This is a genomic window from Salipiger sp. 1_MG-2023 (genome assembly GCF_030547555.1).
Lineage (GTDB): Bacteria > Pseudomonadota > Alphaproteobacteria > Rhodobacterales > Rhodobacteraceae > Salipiger.
Window position 1 is genome coordinate 24,845 of record NZ_JAUOQN010000009.1, and the last position, 25,079, is coordinate 49,923.

Here is a 25,079-nt window from a genome sequence, read left to right on the forward strand (position 1 = left end):
GCTTACCAACAGAGGAAACTACCGAATGTCCATCAAATACTCCCGCCGGAACATTCTGCGAGCCGGTCTGGCGACCAGCGGAGCAGCTCTGCTCACCGCCTTGCCCGCCAGCCGCCTGTTTGCGCAGGAACCCGAGAAGCCGTCCGAGATCATCGTCCGCGCCTGGGGCGGCGAATGGGTTGAATCGCTGAAGAAGGGCGTCTCCGACCGCTTTACCGAGATGACCGGCATTGCCGTGCGTCACGATCTGACCGAAGACAATGAGATCCAGCCCAAGGTCTGGGCCGCCGTGGCGCAGAACCGCGTGCCGCCGATCCACATCAACTGGGACACCACCACCAATGCGACGAAATCGGCGCTGCGCGGTGTGACCGAGGATATCTCCGATCTCACCAACCTCGCCAACACCACCGAACTGGCCAAGCCGGTCGGGCTAGACGGCTATCCGATGGTCAACACCTATGGCTATGTCTATGTGCTGGCCTATCGCCCCGACGCCTTCCCGGATGGTCCGCCCAAATCCTGGCGTGATCTGCTCGATCCCAAGTTCAAGGGCCGTATCGCGCTCTACAACGACGGTATCGGCTTCCATTTCCCCGCGCAGGTCGCGGGCGGTGGCAGCCTTGAGGATATCCCCGACAACATGGATGCCTGCTGGGACTTCGTCCGCGAGATGAAAGAGCAGAACCCGCTTCTGGGTGAGGATCCGGATTTCACCACATGGTTCCAGAATGGTGAAATCGATGCGGCCTGCACCATCTCGACCAACGCGCTTGCGGCCAAGAAGAACGGCGTAGAGCTGGCATGGACCGTGCCGGAAGAGGGCTGCAAGTTCGACACCGATTGTCTGTGGATTCCCAAGGGCCTTCCGGAGAACGAGCTTTACTGGGCCAAGCAGTACATCAATCTGGCCTTGTCGCAGGAAAGCCAGCAGATCTGGCTTGACGGTCTCGGGCTTCCGGGCGTCATCGAGGGTCTTACCCCGCCGGCAGGGCTTGCGGGCGATCCGTCCTACCCGACCGAGCCGGAAGATTTCGAACATCTAATCCGGGTTTCGTCGGCGGTTCAGGTTCAGAACGAAAGCGACTGGTTCGCCAAGTTCAAGGAAATCATGCAGGGCTGAGCCCACATGCACGTCAGGATCGGGATATTCTCCCGGTCCTGTTCATGGTCGCGCCGCGCCTTTGAGGGCCATGCGCAGCCAGCCACCCCCATCGTGACCCCGGAACGCCGCAATGCCCCAGATCCCGTCCACGGACGATCCTCAAACCACGTTCAGATACCCGTTGCGCTGGCGGATCATGGACGCATTGAACTATGGTCTGGACCGGTTCTGGCCGGCCCGTATGTCACCCTACACCGGATGGGCGCTGATCATGCCTGCGCTTTTGCTGGTGGGGATTCTGGTGCTCGGCCTGTTCGAAATGGCGGACAGCTCGCTTCATACGCTCGACCGTGCGACCTTTCGGCCGTCAGAGGCCTACACGCTTGAGAACTACCAAGCGGTGATGGAGAGCGCGACCTATGGCCGTGTGGTGATGCGATCCGTCTTCGCCGCCGGGCTGACAGTTTTCTTCACGCTGCTGCTCGCGCTGCCCTATGCCTATATCATGGTGCGCACGACACGTTCGGCTGTGCGCAAGGCGCTTCTGGTCACGCTCTTCCTGCCGTTCTTCATCGGTCAGGTGGTGCGGGCATACGGGCTTCTGATCATTCTTGGCACCAACGGCGTCGCCAATAACGCGCTTGGTCTCGTCGGGATCGAGCCGATCCGCCTGCTGTTCAACTTCCCGGCCGTGGTCTTTGGTCTGGTGCAATACATGCTGCCCTTTGCGGTGCTGATGCTTGCCCCCGCCTTGACGGCAATCCCGCGCGAAACCGAAACCGCGGCGTCGTCTCTGGGGGCCAACTGGCTGCAAAGCTTTCGCCACATCGTCCTTCCGATGGCCAAGCCAGGCCTGATCGGTGCGGGGCTGGTGGTTGGAACGCTGTCGCTGACCGATTTCGCGATGCCTGCCATGCTGGGCGGCGGCTCGCAGGATTTCATCGCCAACGCGATCTATGACCAGTTCTTCCGCACTGCGGATCAGGGTCTCGGGGCCGCGCTTGCATTGCTGCTCGTGGTGCTCGGGTCGGTCATCGTCGGTGTGGTCATCGCGCTTTTCGGCGCCGGGACACTTGGCATGGGAAGCAGGAAATGACCGCAAGATCGCAACGCATTCTGTTCTGGGCGCTTGTCTGGTTCTGTATCCTCATCCTCTCGGTGCCCACGATCATCGTTGTCGGTGCGTCCTTCACCACCGCCAACATGATCTCTTTCCCGCCCGAAGGCTTCACGCTCAAATGGTACGGGAAGATCGCCCTCGCACGCGATCTGCAGCAGGCCTTCGTGCGTTCGTTGATCGTCTCTACCGTCTGTCTCATCGTCTCTGTGCCCGTCGGCACGCTGGCCGGTCTTGCCCTGTCGCGGTTCAAGCTGCGCTTTGCCAATGCGATCCAGATCTACCTGCTTTTGCCATTCACCGTGCCGCTGATCGGCTCTGGCATCGGCATGATGCTGGTCTTTGGCGAATGGCGTGTTCTGGGAAGCCTCTGGCCGGTGGGCGTGGCGCTTGCCGTGATCAACCTCCCGTTCATCATCTGGTCGGTGTCCTCTTCCGCCGGCGCGCTTGATGGCGATCTTGAACTGGCCGCATCGAGCTGCGGGGCAGGGCGCTTCGAGACCTTCTGGTTCGTGACCTTGCCGGGTGTCATGCCGGGGGTCATCACCGGGGGGCTTTTGATGTTCGTGCTGGCAATGAGCGAGTTCCTCGTCTCGCTGCTTCTGACCGATGCGCGGACCGTGACCCTGCCGGTGCAGATTTATAACAATATTCGCTCGATCATCACGCCCGATCTGGCGGCGGTTTCCTCTGTCTTCGTGGTGATCGCGCTGCTCGCGGTGTGGCTGCTCGACCGCCTCGTCGGGCTCGAAATCTTCTTGAAATCAAAATGATGATGGCCCGACCCTCGCGGTCGCGGCGTCGCGAACGATCATACGAAAGGATCCGTCATGTCTGACGTCAACGTGCAAAAACTCGCTGGTCTGGGAAAAGCCGAACGCGCCGCGCTCATCCGCCGGTCCGAAGCCGATCTGTCCTTCTTCCTCGACAAGGTGCAGCCGATCATCGATGCGGTGAAAACCGAAGGCGACGCCGCGCTGGTTCGGTTCGGGCGTGATTTCGACAAGGCGACGCCGTTGACGGCAGAGACGCTTCAGGTGTCCGAGGCAGAGTTCGACGAAGCCTTCAAGCTGGTGGATGACAAGGTGATCGAGGCGATCCGCTATGGGATCGAGAACATCCGCTCCTTCCATGAGGAGCAGGCGCCGGAACCGATGTTCCTCAAGGAAATCCGCCCGGGCGCCTTTGCGGGGGACCGCTACCTGCCGATCAATTCGGTCGCGCTTTATGTGCCGCGTGGCAAGGGATCGTTCCCCTCGGTCACGATGATGACCTCGGTGCCGGGGGTGGTCGCAAAGGTGCCGAACCTCGCCATTTTCACCCCTCCGGGGCCGGACGGCAAGATTGATGCGGCGACCTTGGTCGCGGCGCGGATCGCTGGCGTAGAGACCATCTATAAGTGCGGCGGCGCGCAGGCCGTGGCGGCGGCAGCCTTCGGCACCGAAACCGTCAAGAAAGCCCAGAAGATTGTCGGACCGGGCAGCCCTTGGGTCGTCGCGGCGAAGCGCCTGCTGGCCGGGATCATCGATCCGGGCCTGCCCGCCGGTCCGTCGGAAGGGATGATCCTTGCCGATCACACCGTGTCGGGCGGCCTTGCGGCGATGGACCTTCTGATCGAGGCCGAGCACGGCCCCGACAGTTCCGCATGGCTGGTGACGCCCTCCGAGCGCGTCGTCGAAGAGGCGCTGGCCGCTCTGCCCGAGCTTTGGGGCAAGATGACCGAGACCCGTGTCGAATTCTCGCGCACCGTCCTGACCGGCGCGTCGGGCGGTATCGTCCTTGCAAAGGATATGGCGGATGCCTGTGCCTTCGTGAACGAATACGCGCCCGAGCACCTTGAAATCCTGTCGACCAAGCCCTTCGACTATCTTGGTGACATCACCGAGGCTTCGGAAATTCTGCTCGGCACCCATACGCCGGTCTCGATCGCGAATTTCGCGCTGGGGCCGAACGCGGTGCTGCCGACCTCGAAAGGCGCCAACACCTACGGGCCGCTCTCGGTCACCGATTTCATCCGCCGCAGTTCGGTCGGCTATGTCACCGAGAAAGGCTATCCGGAAATGGCCGCAGCCGCGAAAACCCTCGCGGAATACGAGGGCTTCTCGTCGCACGCCAACGCTGTCAGCGACCTGCGCAACGCCTACCTGAAGCCGGAGTGATGGACGCGGTTCGCCTCCATGGGATCGGGGATCTTCGTTTCGAGAGGGTCCCCGGCCCCGCCGCTCCCGCGGCGAAGGAGGTCACGCTCGCCGTTTCTGTCGCGGGCATCTGTGGCTCTGATCTGCACAATTACCGGACCGGAGCATGGATCAGCCGTGCCCCGTCGATCGCCGGTCACGAATTTACCGGGACGGTGACAGAGCTGGGCGCAGAGGTCTCTCATGTGGCGGTTGGCGATCGTGTCGTCGTCGACAGCCGCTGGACCTGCGGCGTTTGCCCGTCCTGTCGCGACGGCGTCGGTCAGGTCTGCACAAAGCTCGGGTTTCTGGGCGAGGTGATCGATGGCGGCTTTGCCGAGCAGGTGACCGTGCCCGCAAGGAACGTGCTGAAAGCCCCGGCGGATGTGGCGGATCGCCATCTTGCCATGGCCGAGCCGCTGGCGGTTGCCCTGCATGCGCTCAACCTCATGGCGCTGCCGGGCGGAGCCGAGATCGTCGTGGCGGGATGCGGCCCGATTGGCGCTCTGGTCACGCTTCTTGCGACCCGCGCGGGCCATCCGGTTTGCATTCTGGATCGCAACGCGGCGCGCAGCGGATTGCTGTCAAAGGTCACCGGCGCCATCGCCACGGATCTCGACGAACTCGCGGATCGACGCTTCCGTTATGCCATCGACACAACCGGAAATGCCGATGTGATCTCTCGCCTTCTGGACACCATCGCAGGCGCAAGCCGTCTGGGTCTTGTGGGGATCGGCAGCGCGGCCAAGATCATCGATCCGGTGCAACTGGTCGAGCGCGAGATCGCCCTGATCGGCTGTCACGCCTTTGGAGACGAGTTGGCGAGCATCAATGACATGTTGCCTGCGCTCGCGCCGTATCTCGATCCGTTCATTGCGGAAATTCTTCCTCTCGCCGAGGTCCCGGCAGCCTATGACAGGCTGCTCGCGGGCGACACCGGCGGGATCAAAACTCTCATTCAAATCGGAGGTGATCATGGCCACTGATACCCCAACGCCGTCCCGCACCGCCGAAATTCGGGCGGTGGCGCGCGAAGACATCCCACGGGCGCAGACCATGCTCGAAGAGTTCATCACCGGGCTGTTCGACATCCCGGTGAGCGATCTCAGGATCAATCAGGATCAGTACTCACTCAATTCCCTCAACGGGTTTTTCGAATCCGGCGATCAGGCCTTCTTCTTCAAATTCCATCAGGAAGACGGCGAAGAGGACATGACCGGCGAATATTACCGTGCCGATATCCTGTCCTCGGCGGGTTTGCCCGTCGATCAACCGGTGCACATGTCGACGCTGGCGGGCGAGCAGGTGCTGATTTACCGACGCCGCTCTGATCCGCGCTTCTCGGATGTTTTGTTCGAGCTGGATCAAGCGCCTGATGCGACGGCCACCGCCCGCGCCCGTGCGGCCGAGGCCGATCTCAACGCCCGCATTCTGTCCGTCGCCAAAGAGACGCTGCAGGCGATCTCTCCCGCGCAGGCCGCTGCGGAACCGATACACCGCTTGTTCTACGAGCGCCTCATCGATCTGCCCGCGGGCAGCTATCCCGGCGGGCGTCTGGCGAAATTCTACGTTGGCAAACGGTTCGCGTTCCCGGGCGGGGTGTCGCTCGATTGGGACGAGATCGCCGATGCCACCGTTCGGGTCAATGGCATCAGCTATGGGTCGAGCCTGCGACAGGCGTTCGACGACGCGCTCACACGCTACGCACCGCTGAACACCGCCAGTGCCGGCGGGATCGTGGCCCATGGCGATGCGCATAACGCCAATGTCTGGTACGAACGAGGCGAAGATCAGGACCGGCTCTCTTTCTTCGATCCGGCGTTTGCAGGCAATAAGGTGCCGGGGCTTCTGGCCGAGGTCAAATCGACCTTCCACAATATCTTCGCCCATCCGTTCTGGCTCTATAATCCCGAAATGGCGGCGGAACGGTTCGAGGCCAATGTGACGCTGTCCGAAGACGTTCTGTCTTTCGAGACCGACTGGCATCCGACACCTGCGCGGCTGGCGCTGCTGGACGCCAAGGCCGAGACATTCTGGAAACCATGGCTTGCACATCTCAAGGCGCAGGAGCTCCTGCCCGAGGATTGGGAAGAGATCGTTCGCAGCGGGTTGTTCCTGTCGCCGGCTCTGGTGATGAACCTCAACGCGGGCGAAGGTGCCGAGCGGCACAATCCAACCTCATCGGCCATCGGGCTGGGCATCGCGCTTGCGGCGGCCTCGCGCCCGGTTGATGGCGAGGACATGTTCTCGCGGTTCTTCGACTCAGTGCGCCCGGAATGACGCTCGTTCACAGGTTTCAAAGTGTCGATGATTTTGCCAGTGCGGCACGGCGTTGCTGATGATCTAGGCGTTGGCTTGTCGACGCGGAACAAATGAATCCCGAGGCACCGATGTGGTGTCGAAAGAGGATTTGAGCCTCGCGCAAAAGACCGACCGGCTTGGGCGCGAGACCGGCATTCCCCAAGAGGAAGGGGATGTCCTGAAAATGGCCACCCGGTTCTTGTCGGTCCAGTTCAGGATGGCGTGGCTCGTGAACTCGGTGCCGTTATCGCTGACGATGCATGCGGGTTTGCCGTAGATCCGCACCAGCACATCCAGCTCGCGGGCGGTCGCCATTGGCCTGAGCGAGCATGGCGACGGCGCCCGAGATGCCGGTGTCGGCGGTCAGGCACGGGGACTTCCGGCGGCAATCGTCGATCACCGCCAGAATGCGGAACGTGCGCGAGGCGCCGAAGCTGTCTGCCAGAAAGTCTGGCGAGCTGCGGGCATTGGGATGCGCCGCCTCTGGCATCGGCGTGCGTGACCCACGGACCTGCTTGCGCCCGCGCCGTCGCTTCACCGACAGTCCCTCTAAAGCTTTTCGTGGTTCATGAGCATGCCCTTGCGCCCGAGCAGGATACCGATTCGGCGACGACCGAACCGGCGCCGCTTCGCTGCGCTCTGCTCATCTCCTCGCGGATCTCTGGGCCACGGTCCCCTGAACCGGTGAAACGGTTCTAGCTCATTCGCCTGCTCCGTCACGGTTGAGCAGAGACTCCATCAGACTGCAGGCTCTCGCGGGGGCTGTTGCGTCAATTTTCGGCAAGTGACGCAATGGACCCTATCAATGCCAATGCGCAGTTGGAAAACTTGTTGACAGGAATATAAAAACAAACTGACCTGTTTTCAAATGGAGAGCACATGACTGTCACGACACGACGCACACAGGATCAGCGCAGCGCCCAGACGCGGGCCCTGTTGCTGCGCGCAACGACGCAGTCGCTGATGGAGGTGGGCTATGCCAATACAAGCACCGCAGGCATCGCCAAGCGGGCAGGGGTGTCGCGGGGCGCGCAAACCCACCACTACCCCGGCAAGCGGGATCTGATCGTTGCCGCCACCGAAGAGATGTTCTCAAACTTTGCCAATGAACTCGAAACCCTTGGCGCAGAGCTTCGGGCAGGTCGCCTGAGCTATGATGGCTTTTTCGACGCGATCTATGACGGGGTTCTCAATGGCGACTGGTTCTATTCGTCGCTTGAAATCATCGTTGCGGCGCGGGGGGACGAGGATCTGCGTCGCCACCTGTCACCGCTGATCCTCGATCTACACGAGCAGTTCGAACGCACCTGGTCGAAGACTTTCGTGGCGGTCGATCCCAAGGTGGTGACCTCGCGCGTGGCGCTGAACCTCGTGATGAACGTGTTTCGAGGTATGGCGGTGCAGGCGGTCCTGCGCCGCGACGAAAGCTATTTCACCGAGATGCTGGGCGCGCTGAAGGCGATCATCGCCGTTCACGTCCGCCCCGTCATATCCGACTGACAGCAACCGACTGGAACGACCTTCCGCAACTTAAAAACCAGACAGTCGGTATTTAACATGAGGCGTCAGCCTCCAACCAGAGCGGTACAGCCGCCGACCATCCAACAGACATCCGACAGGAGAGACAGATGAAGACCTTCACTTTGATGCTGGCCGCCGCCGCGCTTGCCGCGACGCCGCTGCTGGCGCAGGACTGGGAAACCGAAGGGCTGAGCGAGGACGCCATCACCATCGGCGTCATGGGCCCGTTTTCCGGCAATGCCTCGTCCTACAGCAAGGCGCTGGTGGGCATGATGGCCTATTACGACAAGGTCAACGAGGAAGGCGGCGTGCATGGCCGCAAGCTGATCGCCGTACAGGAAGACACCGCTTGCGACAGCGCCAAGGGGCTCGCCGCGGCCAAGAAGCTGATCTCGCAGGACAAGGTGTTCATGCTTCAGGGCAATTCCTGCTCGGGCGTGGCGCTGGCGCTGCGGCCGACCATCGAGGAAGCCGGCCTGCCGTGGATCGTCGCGCACGCGGTCAGCGACAGTATCTCGGACCCGCTTGCCAAGAACATCTTTCACGGCGTGCCCACGGGCGGTGCCAATGGCCGGGCCATGGCTGCCTTTGTTCTGTCCAAGCCCGACACCAGCAATGTCGCGATCATCGAGCATTCCAACGACTGGGCGCACAGCTATTCCAACCCTGCCCGCGATTATCTGGAAGAAAACGGCGTCTCGCCCAGCCTTGAGCTGACCATGGAGCGCGGGCAGACCGATGCCACCGCGCAGGTGCTCAAGCTGCGGCAGGAAAAGCCCGACTTCATCATTGCCGCGCTTTACGAGGCAGAAACCGCGATCTTCCTGCGCGATCTGGTGAAATACGGCATGGGCGATGTGCCGGTGATGGGCACCGCCGGGACCGACCTTGAGAACACGCTCAAGCGCACCGGCGATTTCGAAACTGTGCAGAACTACTACGTCATCCATTCCTATGTGGACAATCTCGACGGGCCGCTGATGCAGCAGTGGGGCGAGATGATCCACAAGTACGACCCGGATGAAGAGCTTTCCACGTTCTCCTTCGTGTCGATCGGCTCTGCCGAGGCGCTGGTCTCGGCGCTCGAGGCGGTCGGGCCGGACCTGACGCGCTCCAAGCTGATGGCGGCGCTGGAAGAGGTGCGCGATTTCGACACCGGCATTCTGTCTGACCCGATCACTTGGACCCCCGAAGACCACCAAGGGGTCAAGGGCTCGGCCGTGGCGGGCTTTGTCGATGGCGAACCCACGGTGCTGCGCGCCTGGGGCCAGCCCTACTGATCCCCGACTGCCGGGCGCGGCAGCGCTGCGCCCGGCCTTTTTCGGGGACATTGAAGGAGCCGACAAGATGTTGATGCAGCTGACTTTGGGAGGTCTCTCCCAAGGCATGATCTATGCGCTGATCGCGCTGTCGCTGACGGTGGTCTACCGATCCACCACGGTGGTGAATTTCGGCCACGGCGATTTCGTCATGGCGGGGGCGTTCCTGTCCTACGTGTTGGTCGTGCTGCTGGGCGTGGCCTTTGTTCCGGCGGCAGTGCTGGCGATGGCGGCCATGTTCGTGCTGGGCGTGATGTTCAACCGCGGCCTGATCCGGCCGATCCGCGGAGGGCCGCATATCGGCCTTGCGCTGATGTGCATCGCCGCGGGCTACCTGCTGCGAGGCATCGCCCGCATGGTCTGGGGCCGCGAGGTGCTGCCGATGCCGCCGGTGTTCGACATGGCGCCGATCTTCGTCGGTGATCTGGTGATCACCGGAGACGCGGTGTTCATCATCGGCACGGTGCTGGTGCTCTTGCTGATCTTCTTTGGCCTGCTGGCGATGACCGATCTCGGCAAGATGGTGCAGGCGGTCTACCAGAGCCCGCGCGGCGCCCGGCTCATCGGTTTGAATGTCGATCGGTTCAACGACTTTTCATGGGGCATCGGCGCGGCGTTGGGGGCGCTCGGGGGCATCCTCGTGGCGCCGGTGTCGCTGCTGCACCCGGACCTTGGCGCGAGTTTCCTGATCAAGGGCTTTGCCGCGATGACGCTGGGCGGCTTTGGCTCGCTGGGGGGCGCGGTGCTGGGCGGCGTGCTGCTGGGCGTCGCCGAGCAATATGCCGGTGCCTACATCGACAGCGCGCTGATCGAGATCACCGCCTATGTGGTCATCGTCGCCGTGCTGTTCATCCGCCCGCAGGGCCTGTTCGGTCGCAAGGCCGTGGTGAAGGTGTAAGATCATGAGTCAGACCATGCCCTCTGCCCGTCAACGCCGCCTGCGCACATGGATCTTCTGGGCCGTGCCCGTGCTTTTGCTGCTGCTGCCGCTGGCCACCAATCCCTACACGCAGTTCATCGCCAACGGCATGTTGGTGTCGGTGCTGGTGACGCTTGGCTTTACGCTGACCATCGGCAACCTCGGGCAGCTTGCCTTTGCCAACACCGCCTTCTTCGGGATCGGGGCCTATGCCTCGGCCATTCTTGCCGCCAAGCTGGGGGTGCCGTGGCTGCTGACCATCCCTCTGGCTGGCGCCTTTGGGGCGCTCGGCGGCTTCCTTGCGTCCGCTGCGGCGCTGAGAGGCATCCGCAGCTATTACCTTGCCATCATTACGCTGGCCTTCGGGGAGCTCATGCGCTGGGGCTACACCCATTTCGCGCCCCTGACCGGCGGCACCGATGGCACGCCGATGCCGCGCGAAACGCTCTTCGGCATCTCGCTTACCGATGACACGCTGAAATTCTACGTCTTCCTCGGGGTGACGGTGCTGCTGGTGAAGGCCACGCTGAACCTGCTGCGCTCGCGCTTTGGCCGGGCGGTCATGGCGGTGCGCGAAAACGAGATCGCAACCGCATCGCTTGCCATTCCCACGTCGCGGGTGATCCTTGTGACCTTCATGTGGTCGGGCTTCGTGGTGGGCTGCGCCGGGGCGCTGTTCGCCCGCCATGTCGGGCATGTCTTTCCCGAAAGCTTTGGCATGCTGCACCTGATCGCCTCCTTTGCCATGGTGCTGGTCGGCGGCCTCGGCTCAGTGCTGGGCTCTGTGCTCGGGGCGGTGCTGCTGACGGCGCTGCCGGAATATCTGCGCGCCTTTCCGGGCATGGAAGAGCTGTTCTTTGGCCTGATCGTTGCCGGGGTTCTGGTGCTGATGCCGATGGGGCTTGCCTCGCTGCTGCGCCGCCTGTCGCCGATCTTTGTCGAACGTCACTACCGGGAGGCCCCATGACCCTGCTCGATGTAAACGGCCTGTCGGTCCGCTTTTCCGGGCTGACCGCGCTTGACGACGTGTCCTTCACCCTGATGCAGGGCAATGTCCGCGCTGTCATCGGCCCCAATGGTGCGGGAAAGTCGACGCTGTTCAATGCCATTTCGGGCTATGTCACGCCGACCAGCGGGACGGTGTTTCTAAATGGGGCAGAACTGACGCAGCTTTCCCCGCACGAGATCGCCGAAAAGGGCGTGCGCCGCACCTTTCAGAACGGCGGGCTGTTCCCGGCGCTCACGGTGCTGGAAAACGTGCTGACGGGTCTGCATGCGCAGACCGAAGGCTCGTTCCTCGACATTCTTCTGGGGCGCAGCGCCGCGCTGAAATCCGAGGCGGACAACATCCACCGCGCCCGCGAGTTGCTCAAGCTGATGTCGATGGAGCATATGGCCGACACCCGCGCCGGGGACCTTTCGGGCGGGCAGCAACGCATTGTCGAGATCGTGCGCACCGTCGCCTCGGACCCGCCGGTGCTGCTGCTGGACGAACCCGCCGTGGGCCTGTCGCCGGTGGCGCGCGATCAGATGATGGAAATCATCCGCCGCCTCGCCGGGGAAAAGGGCGTCGGCATCCTGCTGATCGAACACGCGGTGGAACTGGTGATGGCCGCCGCCGACCGCATCCTCGTGATGGCGGCGGGCGCGCGCATCGCCGAAGGCACCCCGGATGAGATCCGCGAAGACCGCGCTGTGCTGGAGGCCTACCTTGGACATGCCTGAACCGCTTCTGAAAATCCGTGATCTGCACGTCGGGTACGGCAAGAAACCAATCCTGCGCGGCGCAAGCTACGATGTGCTCCCTGGCGAATGCCTGACGCTGCTGGGGGCGAACGGGTCGGGCAAATCGACCTCGCTCAACGCCGTCTGCGGCTTCGTGACGCCGACCTCAGGGTCGGTGATGCTGGACGGGATCGAGACCGCCGGCCTGCCGCCGCACAAGATCTTTGCCCATGGCATCGCCCAGGTCAGCCAGGCGCGGGATCTGTTCCCGGACCTGTCGGTCGAAGACAACCTGAGGCTCGGCGCCATGCGCCGGGGCGGCAAGCAGCAGGCGCAAACCCTGTCCGACATCTACGAGCGCTTCCCGCGCCTGAAAGAGCGCCGCCGTCAGGCCACGCGCACCCTGTCGGGCGGCGAACAGCAGATGGTCGCCATTGGCCGGGCTCTGATGTCCCGCCCGCGCCTCTTGCTGCTCGACGAGCCGTCGGGAGGCCTGTCGCCGCAGTTCTGCGAAGAGATCGCCCAGATCATCGACCGGCTTAAGAGCGAAGGGGTGACGCTGCTCATGGTCGAGCAAAACCTCAACCTCGCCTTTCGCGCCGCCGACCGCTTCATCGTCCTGCGCGACGGGCAGGTGGTCGATGGCGGCGACGTCCGCGCCATGGCGGGCGATCACGACGCCATCGTGCGCAACATCTATCTCTGACCTTGAAGGACCTGAACACATGACCACGCTGCACGACGATCTCATCGTCTTTGACGGTCTCATCATCTCGGACTGGGGCCGTCCGGTGTTCGAAAGCATGTCGGCGGGCGGGCTGACGGCGGCCAACTGTACCTGCTCGGTCTGGGAGGGGTTCCGTGACACGATGTTGAACATCGGCGCGTGGAACCGCCAGTTCCAGCAGCATGGCGACCTGATCGTCAAGGCGCGCAGCACCGCTGACATCCGCGTCGCCAAGGCCGCGGGCAAGACCGGCATCGTGCTCGGCTTCCAGAACACCACCGCCTTCGAAGACCGGCTCGAGTTCATCGAACTGTTCAAGGAGCAGGGCGTTGGCATCGTGCAGATGACCTACAACACCCAGAATCTCGTCGGGTCGGGCTGCTACGAGAGCACCGACAGCGGTCTGTCGGATTTCGGCCACGAGGTGGTGGCCGAGATGAACCGGGTCGGGATGCTCTGCGATCTCAGCCACGTCGGGCCGAAGACCTCGCGCGACGTGATCCTCGCGTCAAAGAAGCCGGTGGCCTATTCCCACTGCCTGCCCGCCGGTCTCAAGGCACATCCGCGCAACAAATCCGACGAACAGCTGCGGTTCATCGCCGAGCATGACGGCTTTGTCGGGGTGACCATGTTCCCGCCGTTCCTTGCCGCTGGCAACGGCGCGACGGTGGATGATTACGTCGCCGCCATCGATTATATCGTGAACCTCGTGGGCGAGGAGCGGGTGGGTTTTGGCACCGATTTTACCATGGGATACGGCGCGAAGTTCTTCGAATACCTCAACCGCGACAAGGGCTATGCCCGCCAGCTGACCGAGATCTGGCAGGTCGAATTTCCCGACGGGCTGGAGAGCATCGCCGATTTCCCCAACCTGACCGCAGCGATGCAACGCGCGGGCTGGTCCGAAACCAAGATCCGCCGGGTGATGGGCGAAAACTGGCTGAGCCTGCTCGATCGCGTCTGGTAGGGCAGGAGGCTTTTGCGCCAACCCCTCCCTGCCGTTCGCGACTGGGCAACGCACAGCCCGCGCAGAAAGGCCCGCGGCATGGCATCGCCGCGGGCCGAGGCATTAGGCCGCGGCGGTGATCGGCTCGCTCTTCGTCGCGTCCGTCAGCAGCGGCATGACCTTTTCCGCCATGAGCACCATGCTCTTGCGGCCAAGGTCGTAATCCGTCCAGTCGTGGCCAGCGTAGACCAGATGCTTGAACGGCCCGGTCACCTCGCGCAGGGCAAGGATCTGGTCGGCCACCGATTGCGCATCGCCGTGGATCACCAGCCGGTCCAGAACGTATTCCAGCGTGACGTCGTCATCCGGCATGTTCTGGTCTTCCTTGAACAGGTTGAGCCTGCCCCCGGCGCGCATCTTGGTCAGCAACTGGCTGTAATACAGCACGTAGGGGCTTCCCGGATCGCGAGCATAGGCGCGCGCGGTTTCCATGTCGTCGGCGACGCAGATGTTCTTGGCCACGCGCCAGTCGTTGTAATCGGGCACGATCCCGGCCTTTTCGCAGCCCTCGACGAATTTCGGCCAATGGGTCGCGGCCCATTTGGGCAGCAGGAAGTTCGCCGAGATCGGCTGCCAGCCACGTTCCGCCATGGCGCTGACGCCCTTGGAAAACGGCGCCACGGCGGTGCCGATGATCGGCGGGTGCGGGTCCTGATAGGGCTTCATGATGTCGCCCTGCCCGATGTTGCGCATCATGGTGCGTTCGGTCGTCACCTCCCAGAACTCGCCCTTGAGATTGTAGGGCGCTTCCCCGGCCCAGATGTCGAGCACCATGTTGATGCATTCGACGAACATCGCGTTGCGATCCTTGTCCATGCTGCCGAACACCTCGGCGTCCGACATCAGCCCGCCGGGCGAGATGCCGAAATTCAGCCGCCCTTCCAGCATGTGATCCAGCATCGCGACCTCGGCGGCGACGCGCGCAGGGTGCGAGTTGGGCATGTTCACCGTGCCGGTGCCAAGACGGATGTTTTTGGTTTCATAGGCAAGGCTGGCGAGGAACGCGACGCAAGAGGTGATGATCTCGGCCTGATCGGTGGTGTGTTCGCCGCAATAGGCTTCGGCAAATCCCAGTTTATCGGCCAGAATGAACGCCTCGCGATCCTCGGCCAGACTTTGGGCATAGGGCTTGCCCAGCGGGTGGATCGGCATCGTAAAGAATGACAGTTTCATTTGGCTCCTCCTTGGGTGTTCCAACAGTGATGAAGGACTGGAGGCAGCAGAAAAATCTAAAAGATCTGAAGTCTTCCATCTGGTTTTCAGATGGCCTGCCCGCGCCGCGCCAAGGCCCGCGCAGCGTGACAGCGCCGGTGCCCAATCAAGGGCACCGGCGCCTGTGCGACCGTGCAGCAGGCCCGGCGTTACATCAGGTTGTAGGGCAGCCAGGTGCTCAGCGCCGGGAACAGCAGCACAAGGATCGCAACGCCGAGGATCAGGATCCAGAACGGCACCGAACCGCGAAAGATGTCGCCAAGCGCGATGTCATCCCCCGGCGCTGCGGCTTTCACCGTGAACACGAGGATGCCGAAGGGCGGCGTCAGCAGCCCCGCCTCGATCACCAGAATGCCGAAGATCGCAAAGGCCAGCGGATCGATTCCCAGCGTGGTGGCCACCGGTGCAAAGATCGGCACCGTCAGCAGGATGATCGATGTCGAATCGATGAACATGCCCAGCAGGATCCAGACGCCAAAGATGATGGCCACGACCACCGCCGGCGATTCGCTGATCGAGAACATCAGATCGCCGATCACCTGCGTCGCCCCGCCCATCGCCAGAAAGCGCGAATACATCGAGGCCGTCACCAGCAGGATCAGGATCGGTGCGGTGGTGCGCCCGGCGTTGTAGATCGCCTCGGTGATGTCCTTGCGGGTCATGCCCTTGGCGATGCCCAGCAACAGGGCCCCGATGGTGCCGAACCCGGCCGCCTCGGTCGGGGTCAGCAGCCCGCCCCAGATGCCACCGATCACCACCGCGATCAGCCCAAGGATCGACAGCCCGCCCAGCATCTGTCGCCGCAGCGCGGCAGAATCGCCTGCGCCGGCCACGGGGGCGGCCTGCATCGGCGCGCAGTCGGGGTTGCGGATCGCGTAGAACACGCAGTAGCCGCAGAAACCCAGCGCCAGAAGCAGCCCCGGCGCCAGCCCGGCGATGAACAGCGCTCCGATGGATTGCTCGGTCAGCACCGCCCAGACGATCATCAGGATCGACGGCGGGATCAGCATCCCGAGGCAGGCGCTGCCCGCGACCGTGCCCAGCGAGAAGCGCTTGGAATACCCCAGCGCGATCATCTCTGGGTAGGCGATGCGCGAAAACGTCGCCGCGGCGGCGATAGACACGCCGGTGATCGCGGCAAAGATGGCGTTGCCCATCACGGTCGCAACGCCAAGGCAGCCGGGCAGGCGGCGAAACGCGCGGTTGCACAGGCTGTAAAGATCGCTGGCCGATCCCGACCGGCTGACGAAATCGCCCATCAGCACGAACAGCGGGATGATGATGAAGATATCCTTGCGCAGCGCTTCGTAGGCGGTGGAACTCAGGATCGACAGGGCAATGTCGAGGCTGCCGAGCATCCAGTACACCCCGACAAAGCTGACCGAACCCAGCGCCACCGCCAGCGGCACGCCCATCAGGATGAACAGCATCAAGAGGCCGAGGACCCCGAAAATCATCAATGTCATGTCAGTTCCGCACGGTTGAGTAGGGGGTGTCTTCGCCGCCGCCGCGCAGATCGGCGATCATCGTCGACAGATAGGCAAGGGCGGCAAGCGCGCTGGTGACGATCAGCAGGAACCGCACCGGCCATGTGTAGATGCGCATCGCGCCTTCGCCCTCGTATTCGCCAAGGCGGATCGCGGCAAAGGCGGCGGGCAGCGAGGCATAGGCGATGGCCGCGAACAGCAGCGCGCCGAGCGTCCAGGCGAAACAGCGCATCATCAGCCGGCTGCGGGGCCCCAGCGCATCCACCAGCGCCGTCGTGCGCAGCATCGATCCGGTGAGAATCGCCAGCGGCAATTGCAGGAAGGTCACCGCGATGACAGAGTTCTGCAAGATCTCCTTGGTGCCCGCGATGGGGTGCAGGAACAGCGTGCGCCCGACCACATCCGCGATGATCAGCAACGCCAGAAGAAACACCCAGCCCGCCGACAGAATATGCGCCCAGCGAGCGAGGGCTGTCTGAAATTTCATTTTTTCCTCCACCTTCGATATCGGGCAGAGCCTATGGTCAGGGACGCCTCGCCACAAGATTTTTGTTTATCAATCGATAAATTAGTGTAACACTCCTGCAAGGCGCGGGGCAGGCGGCGGGCGCATATCCCGCCAGACGGTCCGGCCAGCCGCGCCACGGATCGAAGGGGAGGAGATATTTCATGCGCTTCACACACAGGCATTCGATGGCTGTCGCCGGCACCGCACTGGCGCTTACATGCGCGGCATCGGCGGCGCAGGCCGACAGTTTCACATTCCGCATCGGCTCGGGTCACCCCAAGGGGCCAGCGCCCTACGTGACCACGATGTCGGATTTTTTCGTCACCGAGGTCAAGCGCCGCGCCGCCGAAGAGACCGAGCACAAGGTCAATTTTATCGAATCCTACGGGGGCGGCATCGCGGGGGTGTCCGAAACGCTTGAGGCGGTGCAGACCGGCCTGCTGGATTTTGGCGGCTATTGCGTGTGCTTCGAGCCGTCGAACCTGTACCTGCACAATTTCCCGTATTTCGAACCGTTCGGCCCGCAGGCAACATCAGATGCGATTTCGGCGGTGCGGGTGGTCTATGACAAGAACCCATGGCTGTCGGAACAGTTCGAAAAGGAATTCGGTCAGGTGCTGCTGGGCCTCGGCGCATGGGACAATTACCATCTGGGCACTGTTGATGAATGGAAAACGGTCGAGGATCTCAAGGGGGTCAAGATCGGCGGCGCGGGCCCGAACCTGCCGTGGCTGGAATACGCCGGAGCGGTGCCGGTGCAATCCAGCCTGCCCGAAGGCTACATGGCGATGAAGACCGGCGTTTACGACGGCTGGCTGATGACCCCGGCGGGCTACAATGGCTTCAAGTATTACGAACCGGCGCCCTATTACACGCTGATCGGATATGGCGCGATGCCGGTGGTGGTGATGACCGCCAACCAGCGCAAGATGGAGGCGCTGCCCGACGATCTGCGCATCATCATCGAAGAGGTGGGCCGCGCCTGGGAAGCCAGCAATGGCAAGGCGATGGATGACAGTCAGGCTGCGGGGCTGGCGGCGCTGCGCGAAAACGGCGCGATCATCAACGAGCTGCCCGAGGACGTGCGCGCACAATGGGCCAGCAGCCTGTCGGAGCTGCCGCGCAAAAGCGCTGCCGAGGCGGATTCGCGCGGGATGCCCGGAACCAAGGTACTGCAGGATTTCATCGATGCCGCGCGCGATGGCGGGCATCACTGGCCGGTGGAATACGTCCTGAACTGACGCAGGCACGATGCGGAGGGTATCAGGTTTCCTGATGCCTTTCGTCTGTAGATGTCATTTCAAAAGCGCACTGCCCTGCCCGTATCATCACGGGCAGGGGCCGCGCCGGGGCCCTCGCCTTTGGGAGGAGGCCGCAATGAAACTGGGATACCTGTTCGTTCCGCCCGAACATCACCGCTCTGAACGCTTCGGAGCCCAAGATTGCGGACGCTCAAGCGTCGCCCGTGCACTTGGGTTTTCGGAATTCTATGTCCCGGTGGCGGGTTCGGAAACCCGCCGCAGCGGCCCGCGCGGACCAGAGGGCGAAGCCTGTCTCGAACTGCGCAGCACCGCCATCTGCCCGCCCGGGCTTCGCCTCGCCAGCACGCGCGGAGTGACCCAGAGCACTGGCGAAACCGACCACGGCCTCTTTGTTTCTCCGCAGATTCAGGCCGCGCAAACGATCGCCGCAGGCCCATGCCGCGCCCCGTTTTCCGTCAGTTGGGCCGACACCGAAACCCTGTCGCGGCACTGGAGCGCCCATGTCACCGGCTGCACCCGCGCCGGTCGCTGCGCCCATCCCGGCGACTGGCGTGTGGCGCGCTCGGTGCTGATCGCCGACGATGTTGCCACGGCCCGCGACATGGTGATGGCGCCCGCCAGCCCGTGTCGGAGCTATTTTCGCAACATTCTGGGGCCACACGCCCGCAAGGCCCGCATCGACGAGGCGATCGACGCTTGTGTGCTTTACGGCGATCCGGGCGCGGTTGCCGACAAGCTGTTGCGGATCACCCGCGCCACGGCGGTGTTTGGCACGTTGGTGCTGGCCGATCACCCTTGGGCTGATGTCGCGCGGGCGCTGCGCTCGATGATCCTCCTAGAAGATGTGATCCAGCAGTGTTTTGGGTATTCCGACCGTCAGATGGTGTCCGGTTGGCAGTGACGGCATCGCGTGTTTATTGATCGGTCGATAATCAATGACATTGATTGCCGGGCGCGCTATCTGGTAAGGCAGGTATATCCCACCCGCCGGAGTTCAAGTGCCCAAAGGACAGCAAAGCCAGCGCGACAAGGGCGCCGCCCCGGTTCGCAAACGGTTGTCGCCAGCGGCGCGGCAGGCCGAGATCGTGCAAGCTGCGGTTGATCTGTTTGCCGAAACGGGTTTCGATGGCAGCACCCGCGAGGTTGCGCGCCGGGCGGGGATCACCCAGCCACTGCTCTATCGCTACTTTCCCGACAAACAGAGCCTGATCGAAGCCGCCTACAGCCGGGTGTTTCTCGAAACCTGGGACCCGGCCTGGGATGCGCTGCTGCAAGATCGCAGCCGCCCGGTGGTGGACCGGTTTCAGTCCTTCTACGAGGCTTATACCGAGATCGTCTTTCAGCCGGTCTGGCTGCGGCTATGGTATTATGCCCTGCTGCGCGATGCGCAGGTGCATGCGTGGTATCGCGAGGTTGTGCAGGAACAGATCCTCAAGCCGATGGTGCGCGAACGCCGGGCTGAACTGGGGCAGGGGGATGCCTTTGCGGTCACCGTCGAAGAGCTCGACGTGCCGTGGCTGCTGCATGGGGGGCTGTTGAACCACGGGCTGCGCCAGCTCGCGGGGCAGGCGGGCAACCGGGGCGACAGCCCTGATCGCCCGGCCATCATCCGCAAGGCGCTGAACCTGTTCCTTCAGCAGTCCGCGCCAGACGCCGGGTAACTGGCGCGGCGGACCGATCAGCTGCGCGGCTGCGCCAGATCGCTCTCGGAAAGGTGTTCCACGGTTTCCCCGGACGCGGCAAAGGTCCGGGTGACCTTGCCCGCGTCATAGACGAACAGCATCAGCACCGGCAGATCACCGACGTTGTGAAAGCAATGCACGGTATCCTTGGGGATGAACGCCACCTCCATCGGGCCTATGGGGTGGCGGGCGCCGTTGAATTCGGCCTCGGCCTGCCCCTGCAGGATGATGATCTGCTCGTCGCAATTGTGGCTGTGCATCTGCACCGAGCGCCCCACCGGAAGCGTCGTGGTGCCGGTTGTCACCCCCGCCGCGCAGCGGCTTTCGGAACAGAACAGCCGTGTCGTCACCCCGTTGCCGCGATCATGGGCGGGAATGTCTGGGGTGTTGAAGATGCGAGGGGTCTTGGTTGGCGTCGTCGTCATGTCCATGTCTCCAATGCGGGCAGGCCCGCGTCTTGCGCGACCCGGTTCAGCGCGCTCACCAGCACCGGCGGGCAGGGGATGCCGGCGGCGCTGCGTTCGCGGTGCAGCGCCAGCGCCCGGTCGCCGGGCAGCCGGATGCCATCGAACCCGGGGCGCAGGGCCGATTCCGTCAGCTCTTGGCGCAACAGATCGACTTGCTGCTTGAACAGCTCCACCGCCCCCAGCGCCGCAAGATCGATCACGAGGATCGACTGGCCGGTGTTGGTGGGCGTGGTGTCATCGGCGTTGAAATCGATCAGGTTGCGCCCCAGCGCAGCGCCGTTCAGCGTGCCTGCGAGCAGCCCGATCATGAGTGCCAGCCCATAGCCCTTGGGCCCGCCAATGGGCAGTAAGCTGCCCTCGGAGGCGCGGGTCGGATCGGTCAGCGGCGCGCCTTGCGCGTCGATCATCCAGTCGGCAGGCATGGTCTGCCCCAGCGCGGCGGCCATCTTGACCTTGCCATAGGCGGCATTGGTGGTCGCCATGTCCAAAAGCACCGGCCCGCCCTTGCCCCCCGGCACGCCGATGGCGATGGGGTTGGTCGACAACAGCGATTCAGTGCCGCCCCAAGGCGCCATGTGGTTGGCGCTGCCGACGGCCATGTAGATGCCGATCATATCCTGCGCGACGGGGCGCATGGCCCAGACGCCGGCGGCGCCCGCGTGGTTGGAATCGTGGCAGCCGACCCATGAGACTCCATGCTCGCGCGCTCGCATGATCGCCTCGTCGACGCAGCGCCGCACCACGAGATGCCCCATGGCGCCGTCGCCGTTGACGCGGGCCAGCCCACCCTTGCTTTTGTCGACGCGGATGGCGGGCGTGCGGGTGTACCCCCCGGCCCTGAGCCTGTCGATATAGCGCGGCAGGCGGAACAGCCCGTGGGCATCGGCGCCGTGCAGATCGGCCTCGATCATCATTTCGGCGACGGTATCAGCATCGGCGGCGGGCAGCCCGTGATGGGCCAGCGCCTGCGCTGCGAAGCGCTGCAAGGTGGCTACGGGCAGGCAAAGCGCGTCGGAATCGGGCATGGTATCCACTCGGTCTGGCTGAATCTTATAACTCTTATATAAGACTGCTTGCGCGGGCAGGTCAATTGCTCCTCAGTAGCAGATCAGGGGCGGCGGATCAGGTAATCATGCGAAGCGGTGTGGCACAGGCTGCGCCGCCATTCGATCGGCGCGCCCGTCACGCCAAAGGCGATGCGCTCGATCTCGAGCAGCGGTGCCCCCGGTGCGATCTGCAACAGAGCGGCATCCTCGGCGCTGGCGGCAGCGGCGCGCAGCCGCTCTTCGGCGGTGGTGACGGTCTGGCCATAGGCGTTCTCATAGTGGCGGAACAGGTGGGGCGGCAGGGGGGCATCCTCGCCCAGCCCCGGCAGCGCGGCGTCGGACACCACGATACGTTCGACGATGGTCGGCGCGCCGCGCAGCAGCCGCACCCGCAGCAGGCGTCGCACCCAGGCACCCGGGGACAGCGACAGGCGCTCGGTTTCCAGCGGGGTCGCCTCGGCGATCTGGTTTGATACAAGCTGCGCGGCAGCCATTTCATGCGTGCCGTCATGGCCCACAAGGTTGAAGAACAGGAACAGCGCCTTGCGGTCGTCGATCTCGGGCACAAAGGTGCCAAGCCCTTGACGGCGCAACAGCAGCCCCTCGTCGACCAGCCCGTTCAGCGCGCGGCGCACCGTGCCTTGGCTGACGCCCAGTTCGGCGGCCAGCTTCATCTCGCTGGGGATCATCGTGCCGGGGGGGTAGCTGCGGTCAAGCAAGCGGCGGCGCAGGGTGCTGTCGACCATTTCATACAGCGGCACAGGTTTGCCGACGGCGCGGCCACGCGGCGCCATCAGGCGGCTTTCAGGGTCGGGTTGGCGGATCGGCGGCGCATTGGCAAGCTCCGTGGGATGGGGTGGCGCGCTTGTGTAGCCTGTGGATCGCCATGGTGCAATTTTCCCTCAAACCATACCAACCCAAACGAAACGCCGCGCGCATTGGGGTGCGCGCGGCGTTCGCCTTTCCGGATGGGGAGGGAGCCCGGAGAAGAGGGTCGTCAGGACAGCGCCGATGCAGGTTGCGGCAGCGCTGCATTCACCTCGCGCACCCGTTCGGCATTGTCGGCGGCGCGGCTGCCATCAGCGTTTTGCAGCGAATTCTCGAAGCCGACCCGCGCCTTGCCACCGGCGCGCGCCGCCTCGACAAGGCTGGCGGTCTCATCCGCGCCAAAGCTGCACAGCATCCAGTCAAAGCTGTGATCGGTGGCGCGCGTCATTTCGGCGAGGTAGTCGGCCAGCGGCAGCGCGCCGTCGGCACCATCGGCATAGGTGCCGCGCACCAGTTGCACCAGATGATGTCGGCCCGGAATCCGGCCATTGTTCAGCGCGATGACAAAGCCCTGCACCTCTTGCGGAGAATACAGGATGTGCTGGATCTCGACCCCGGCATTGGCGGCCCAGTGGTAGAACTCGCGGGCGGCGGGCCAGTCTTCGGGCTGGCGGACCATCTCGCGCAGGGCGACCGACACGTAGCGCGGTTTTAGCTGCCGGACCATCGCGCGCTGCGCCTGCGCGTCATAGCGCCCCGCCGCCTCGGAGGTGACCTGCAGGTAGGCGTCCGGAAATTCAGCCTCGAGCCGGTCGAGCAAGGCGCGATAGCGCGGCGCATCCAGCAGATGCACGCCATTGGCATCGCGCAGATGCAGATGTGCACCATCGGCCCCGGCAGCGATACAGTCGCGGGTCACGGCCACCAGCTCGTCATCGGTGATCGGCAGGGCGGGGTGGTCGGCTTTGGTGCGCCGCGCCCCGTTGGGGGCGACCATGAGACGGGGCAGCGGCCTCATGCGAGCGCGCCCAGCTGTGCGAATTTCCCGCGGTGGAACAGCAGCGGCGCCACGTCCTGATGATCGACGCGCAGCACCCGCCCGATAAAGATTTCATGGTCACCGCTGATGATCCGCTGTTCGGTGCGGCATTCCAGCGTCGCCAGCGCGCTGCGCAGCACCGGCACGCCGTAATGGCCCGCCCACCAGTCCACATCGGCGAACTTGTCGTCGGACGGGGTGCAAAAGCGCATGGTTTCGTCCTTGGATTCAGCGCCCATGATGTTGACCGCAAAGCCTTCGTGCTTGCAGAACGCGTCGCGCGACGGGGAATTGAGCCCGATGCTCCAGAGAATCTGTGGCGGGTCCAGCGACACCGACGAGAAGGAGTTGACCACCAGCCCCACCGGTTTGTCATCCTCCCCGATCGAGGTGACGACGGTCACGCCGGTCGCAAAGCAGCCAAAGACATCACGCAGCAGGCGGCCGTCCAAAGGTTCAAGAAGTGTGTCGTCTGACATGTGTCATCCTTTCCTGTTCGTCGTTGTTCACAGGATATGGCGGGTTGAACCATCAGGACAATTAATCTTAGGCTGTAGAAGGTAGAAGAAAATTGGATGGCTCGAATGAAGCTTCAGCAGTTGCGATACTTTGTGGCCGTTTACGAACAAGGCTCGTTCTCCGCCGCCGCGGAAAAGGTCAACGCGACGCAATCGGGCCTGTCGATGCATGTGGGCCAGATCGAAAAGCGCTACGGCGTCAACCTGTTCACCCGCAGCTCGTCCGGGGTGAGCCCGACCGAGGCGGGCCGTTCCTTCTACCGCGAGGCGGTCAAGGTGCTTGCCGCCGCCTACCATGCCGAAGACCGCATCCGCTCGCTGTCGAAATCGGTGACGGGCCATATCCGCATCGGCCTGATGCCGACCTTTACCCGCGCCGTGCTGACACCGGCCTTGCTGCGGTTCTCCGCCGCCTTTCCTGAGGTGCGCCTGTCGATCTCCGAGGCCTATTCCGGCGCGCTGGCCAATGATGTCAGCGAGGGGCGGCTGGATTTCGCCGTGGTTCCCGGCTCGTTCGACATGGGCCAGATGCTCGAGGTCACGCCGATGGGACAGGATCGCGAATGCCTCGTGTGCAGTGCAGAGCGCGACTTGCCCGTTGGCCCCGAAGGGGTGCGGCTGGCGGATCTGCCGGCGCAGAAGCTGGTGCTGCCAGGGCATGGCAACGCCCGCCGTCACCGCATCGAAAGCTATCTGAACCAGAACAAGATCGAGGTGCGCGAACGGCTGGAGCTCGACACCATGCATGGCACGCTGGCTCTGGTGGCCGAATCAGATTGGATCTCGATCCTGCCGGGAATCCTGTGCCTGCCGGATCTGGACGGGGGGCGACGGCGGGTCGTGCCGCTGGCCGATCCGCCAATGGAGGTCGATTACCTGCGGATCGAACATGCCTCGCGCCCGCTGAGCCAGGGTGCCGAAGGCTTTGCGGATATCCTGCAGGCGGAACTGACCAGCGCCCTGTCAATCGTCCCGATGAGCCATTACGACCCCGACGCCGATCACGGCGACAGGGCGCTGGCCTGACAAGGGCGCACAACTTGCGGCAGGTATCAACCTTCCTGATAGATACCGCTATCTTTAATCATTTCTTCCGCAGGCATCCCGAGGGTAGCCTTTGTCAGGGGGAGGCGCTGGCATTGGTGCTAACTCACTTGCCTGCTTCAGGTTTGT

Annotated in this window: 25 protein-coding genes and 2 pseudogenes; 18 read left to right on the forward strand and 9 right to left on the reverse strand. The window is 63.6% G+C overall.

Annotated elements, in window-relative coordinates:
• Positions 1–25 precede the first annotated feature (25 nt).
• From Q4543_RS06515 to Q4543_RS06545, 7 genes and pseudogenes are all read left to right on the forward strand, one after another.
• Positions 26–1,123 carry a PotD/PotF family extracellular solute-binding protein gene (locus Q4543_RS06515; RefSeq protein WP_216001822.1) on the forward strand — a complete coding sequence of 366 codons (1,098 nt, stop codon included), beginning with the start codon at positions 26–28 and terminating at the stop codon, positions 1,121–1,123.
• A gap of 112 nt (positions 1,124–1,235) precedes the next feature.
• Positions 1,236–2,201 (forward strand): ABC transporter permease, encoded by a 966-nt coding sequence (locus tag Q4543_RS06520; protein WP_303436992.1) that lies wholly within the window; start codon positions 1,236–1,238, stop codon positions 2,199–2,201.
• Positions 2,198–2,995: an ABC transporter permease gene (locus tag Q4543_RS06525; protein ID WP_303436993.1), complete on the forward strand. Its 798-nt coding sequence runs from the start codon at positions 2,198–2,200 to the stop codon at positions 2,993–2,995. The genes Q4543_RS06520 and Q4543_RS06525 overlap by 4 nt, the downstream gene beginning before the upstream one ends.
• 57 nt (positions 2,996–3,052) lie before the next feature.
• Positions 3,053–4,381 (forward strand): histidinol dehydrogenase, encoded by a 1,329-nt coding sequence (gene hisD / locus Q4543_RS06530; RefSeq protein WP_303436994.1) that lies wholly within the window; start codon positions 3,053–3,055, stop codon positions 4,379–4,381.
• On the forward strand, positions 4,381–5,385 hold the full coding sequence (locus Q4543_RS06535; RefSeq protein ID WP_303436995.1) for a zinc-binding dehydrogenase: 1,005 nt from the start codon (positions 4,381–4,383) through the stop codon (positions 5,383–5,385). The genes hisD and Q4543_RS06535 overlap by 1 nt, the downstream gene beginning before the upstream one ends.
• Positions 5,375–6,679: a hypothetical protein gene (locus Q4543_RS06540; protein ID WP_303436996.1), complete on the forward strand. Its 1,305-nt coding sequence runs from the start codon at positions 5,375–5,377 to the stop codon at positions 6,677–6,679. The genes Q4543_RS06535 and Q4543_RS06540 overlap by 11 nt, the downstream gene beginning before the upstream one ends.
• 51 nt (positions 6,680–6,730) lie before the next feature.
• Positions 6,731–6,884, forward strand: a pseudogene (locus tag Q4543_RS06545) (IS3 family transposase); the annotation flags it as partial.
• Between the two features lie 5 nt (positions 6,885–6,889).
• Here Q4543_RS06545 and Q4543_RS06550 read toward each other — a convergent pair.
• Positions 6,890–7,362: pseudogene (locus Q4543_RS06550) on the reverse strand (IS3 family transposase); the annotation flags it as partial.
• Positions 7,363–7,579: 217 nt separating this feature from the next.
• Here Q4543_RS06550 and Q4543_RS06555 point away from each other — a divergent pair.
• The 7 genes from Q4543_RS06555 (at position 7,580) to Q4543_RS06585 (ending at position 13,878) form a co-directional block, all read left to right on the forward strand.
• Complete coding sequence (locus Q4543_RS06555; protein ID WP_303436997.1) at positions 7,580–8,200, forward strand: TetR/AcrR family transcriptional regulator; 621 nt, start codon at positions 7,580–7,582, stop codon at positions 8,198–8,200.
• 128 nt (positions 8,201–8,328) lie between these two features.
• On the forward strand, positions 8,329–9,501 hold the full coding sequence (locus tag Q4543_RS06560) for an ABC transporter substrate-binding protein (protein WP_303436998.1): 1,173 nt from the start codon (positions 8,329–8,331) through the stop codon (positions 9,499–9,501).
• A 67-nt stretch (positions 9,502–9,568) separates the two neighbouring features.
• Positions 9,569–10,438: a branched-chain amino acid ABC transporter permease gene (locus Q4543_RS06565; protein WP_216001814.1), complete on the forward strand. Its 870-nt coding sequence runs from the start codon at positions 9,569–9,571 to the stop codon at positions 10,436–10,438.
• A gap of 4 nt (positions 10,439–10,442) precedes the next feature.
• Positions 10,443–11,426: a branched-chain amino acid ABC transporter permease gene (locus tag Q4543_RS06570; protein ID WP_303437000.1), complete on the forward strand. Its 984-nt coding sequence runs from the start codon at positions 10,443–10,445 to the stop codon at positions 11,424–11,426.
• Positions 11,423–12,184, forward strand: a complete 762-nt coding sequence (locus tag Q4543_RS06575) for an ABC transporter ATP-binding protein (RefSeq protein ID WP_303437001.1) — start codon at positions 11,423–11,425, stop codon at positions 12,182–12,184. The genes Q4543_RS06570 and Q4543_RS06575 overlap by 4 nt, the downstream gene beginning before the upstream one ends.
• Positions 12,177–12,890, forward strand: coding sequence for an ABC transporter ATP-binding protein (locus Q4543_RS06580; RefSeq protein ID WP_303437002.1), 714 nt, complete (start codon positions 12,177–12,179; stop codon positions 12,888–12,890). Before Q4543_RS06575 ends, Q4543_RS06580 begins: the two co-directional genes overlap by 8 nt.
• A 19-nt stretch (positions 12,891–12,909) precedes the next feature.
• Positions 12,910–13,878 carry a dipeptidase gene (locus Q4543_RS06585; protein WP_303437003.1) on the forward strand — a complete coding sequence of 323 codons (969 nt, stop codon included), beginning with the start codon at positions 12,910–12,912 and terminating at the stop codon, positions 13,876–13,878.
• Positions 13,879–13,980: 102 nt separating this feature from the next.
• On the opposite strand, the gene Q4543_RS06590 is transcribed toward Q4543_RS06585, so the two are convergent.
• The 3 genes from Q4543_RS06590 to Q4543_RS06600 all read right to left on the reverse strand — a co-directional run bounded on the left by Q4543_RS06590 (position 13,981) and on the right by Q4543_RS06600 (position 17,103).
• Complete coding sequence (locus Q4543_RS06590; protein ID WP_216001809.1) at positions 13,981–15,090, reverse strand: LLM class flavin-dependent oxidoreductase; 1,110 nt, start codon at positions 15,088–15,090, stop codon at positions 13,981–13,983.
• 188 nt (positions 15,091–15,278) lie between these two features.
• On the reverse strand, positions 15,279–16,595 hold the full coding sequence (locus Q4543_RS06595) for a TRAP transporter large permease (protein WP_303437005.1): 1,317 nt from the start codon (positions 16,593–16,595) through the stop codon (positions 15,279–15,281).
• Position 16,596: 1 nt separating this feature from the next.
• The gene (locus tag Q4543_RS06600) at positions 16,597–17,103 is read right to left on the reverse strand and encodes a TRAP transporter small permease (protein WP_303437006.1); all 507 of its coding nucleotides are present in this window, start codon (positions 17,101–17,103) and stop codon (positions 16,597–16,599) included.
• A 182-nt stretch (positions 17,104–17,285) separates the two neighbouring features.
• On the opposite strand from Q4543_RS06600, the gene Q4543_RS06605 reads away from it, so the two are divergent.
• The 3 genes from Q4543_RS06605 (at position 17,286) to Q4543_RS06615 (ending at position 20,047) form a co-directional block, all read left to right on the forward strand.
• On the forward strand, positions 17,286–18,365 hold the full coding sequence (locus Q4543_RS06605; protein WP_303437008.1) for a C4-dicarboxylate TRAP transporter substrate-binding protein: 1,080 nt from the start codon (positions 17,286–17,288) through the stop codon (positions 18,363–18,365).
• A 136-nt stretch (positions 18,366–18,501) separates the two neighbouring features.
• On the forward strand, positions 18,502–19,287 hold the full coding sequence (locus Q4543_RS06610; RefSeq protein WP_303437009.1) for a hypothetical protein: 786 nt from the start codon (positions 18,502–18,504) through the stop codon (positions 19,285–19,287).
• Positions 19,288–19,384: 97 nt separating this feature from the next.
• Positions 19,385–20,047, forward strand: a complete 663-nt coding sequence (locus Q4543_RS06615; RefSeq protein ID WP_303437010.1) for a TetR/AcrR family transcriptional regulator — start codon at positions 19,385–19,387, stop codon at positions 20,045–20,047.
• A 17-nt stretch (positions 20,048–20,064) separates the two neighbouring features.
• On the opposite strand, the gene Q4543_RS06620 is transcribed toward Q4543_RS06615, so the two are convergent.
• From Q4543_RS06620 to Q4543_RS06640, 5 genes are all read right to left on the reverse strand, one after another.
• Positions 20,065–20,493, reverse strand: a complete 429-nt coding sequence (locus tag Q4543_RS06620) for a cupin domain-containing protein (protein WP_216001803.1) — start codon at positions 20,491–20,493, stop codon at positions 20,065–20,067.
• The gene (locus Q4543_RS06625) at positions 20,490–21,560 is read right to left on the reverse strand and encodes an Ldh family oxidoreductase (RefSeq protein WP_303437011.1); all 1,071 of its coding nucleotides are present in this window, start codon (positions 21,558–21,560) and stop codon (positions 20,490–20,492) included. The genes Q4543_RS06620 and Q4543_RS06625 overlap by 4 nt, the downstream gene beginning before the upstream one ends.
• An 83-nt stretch (positions 21,561–21,643) precedes the next feature.
• The gene (locus Q4543_RS06630; protein ID WP_303437012.1) at positions 21,644–22,375 is read right to left on the reverse strand and encodes a GntR family transcriptional regulator; all 732 of its coding nucleotides are present in this window, start codon (positions 22,373–22,375) and stop codon (positions 21,644–21,646) included.
• Positions 22,376–22,578: 203 nt separating this feature from the next.
• Entirely contained in the window at positions 22,579–23,367 is a 789-nt protein-coding gene (locus tag Q4543_RS06635; protein ID WP_303437013.1) for a 3-keto-5-aminohexanoate cleavage protein, read from the reverse strand.
• Positions 23,364–23,867 (reverse strand): flavin reductase family protein, encoded by a 504-nt coding sequence (locus Q4543_RS06640; protein ID WP_216001799.1) that lies wholly within the window; start codon positions 23,865–23,867, stop codon positions 23,364–23,366. The genes Q4543_RS06635 and Q4543_RS06640 overlap by 4 nt, the downstream gene beginning before the upstream one ends.
• A gap of 96 nt (positions 23,868–23,963) precedes the next feature.
• Between Q4543_RS06640 and Q4543_RS06645 the strand changes: the two genes are divergently transcribed.
• A complete protein-coding gene (locus Q4543_RS06645; protein WP_303437014.1) occupies positions 23,964–24,932 on the forward strand; it encodes a LysR family transcriptional regulator in 969 nt (322 codons plus the stop codon).
• Positions 24,933–25,079 lie beyond the last annotated feature (147 nt).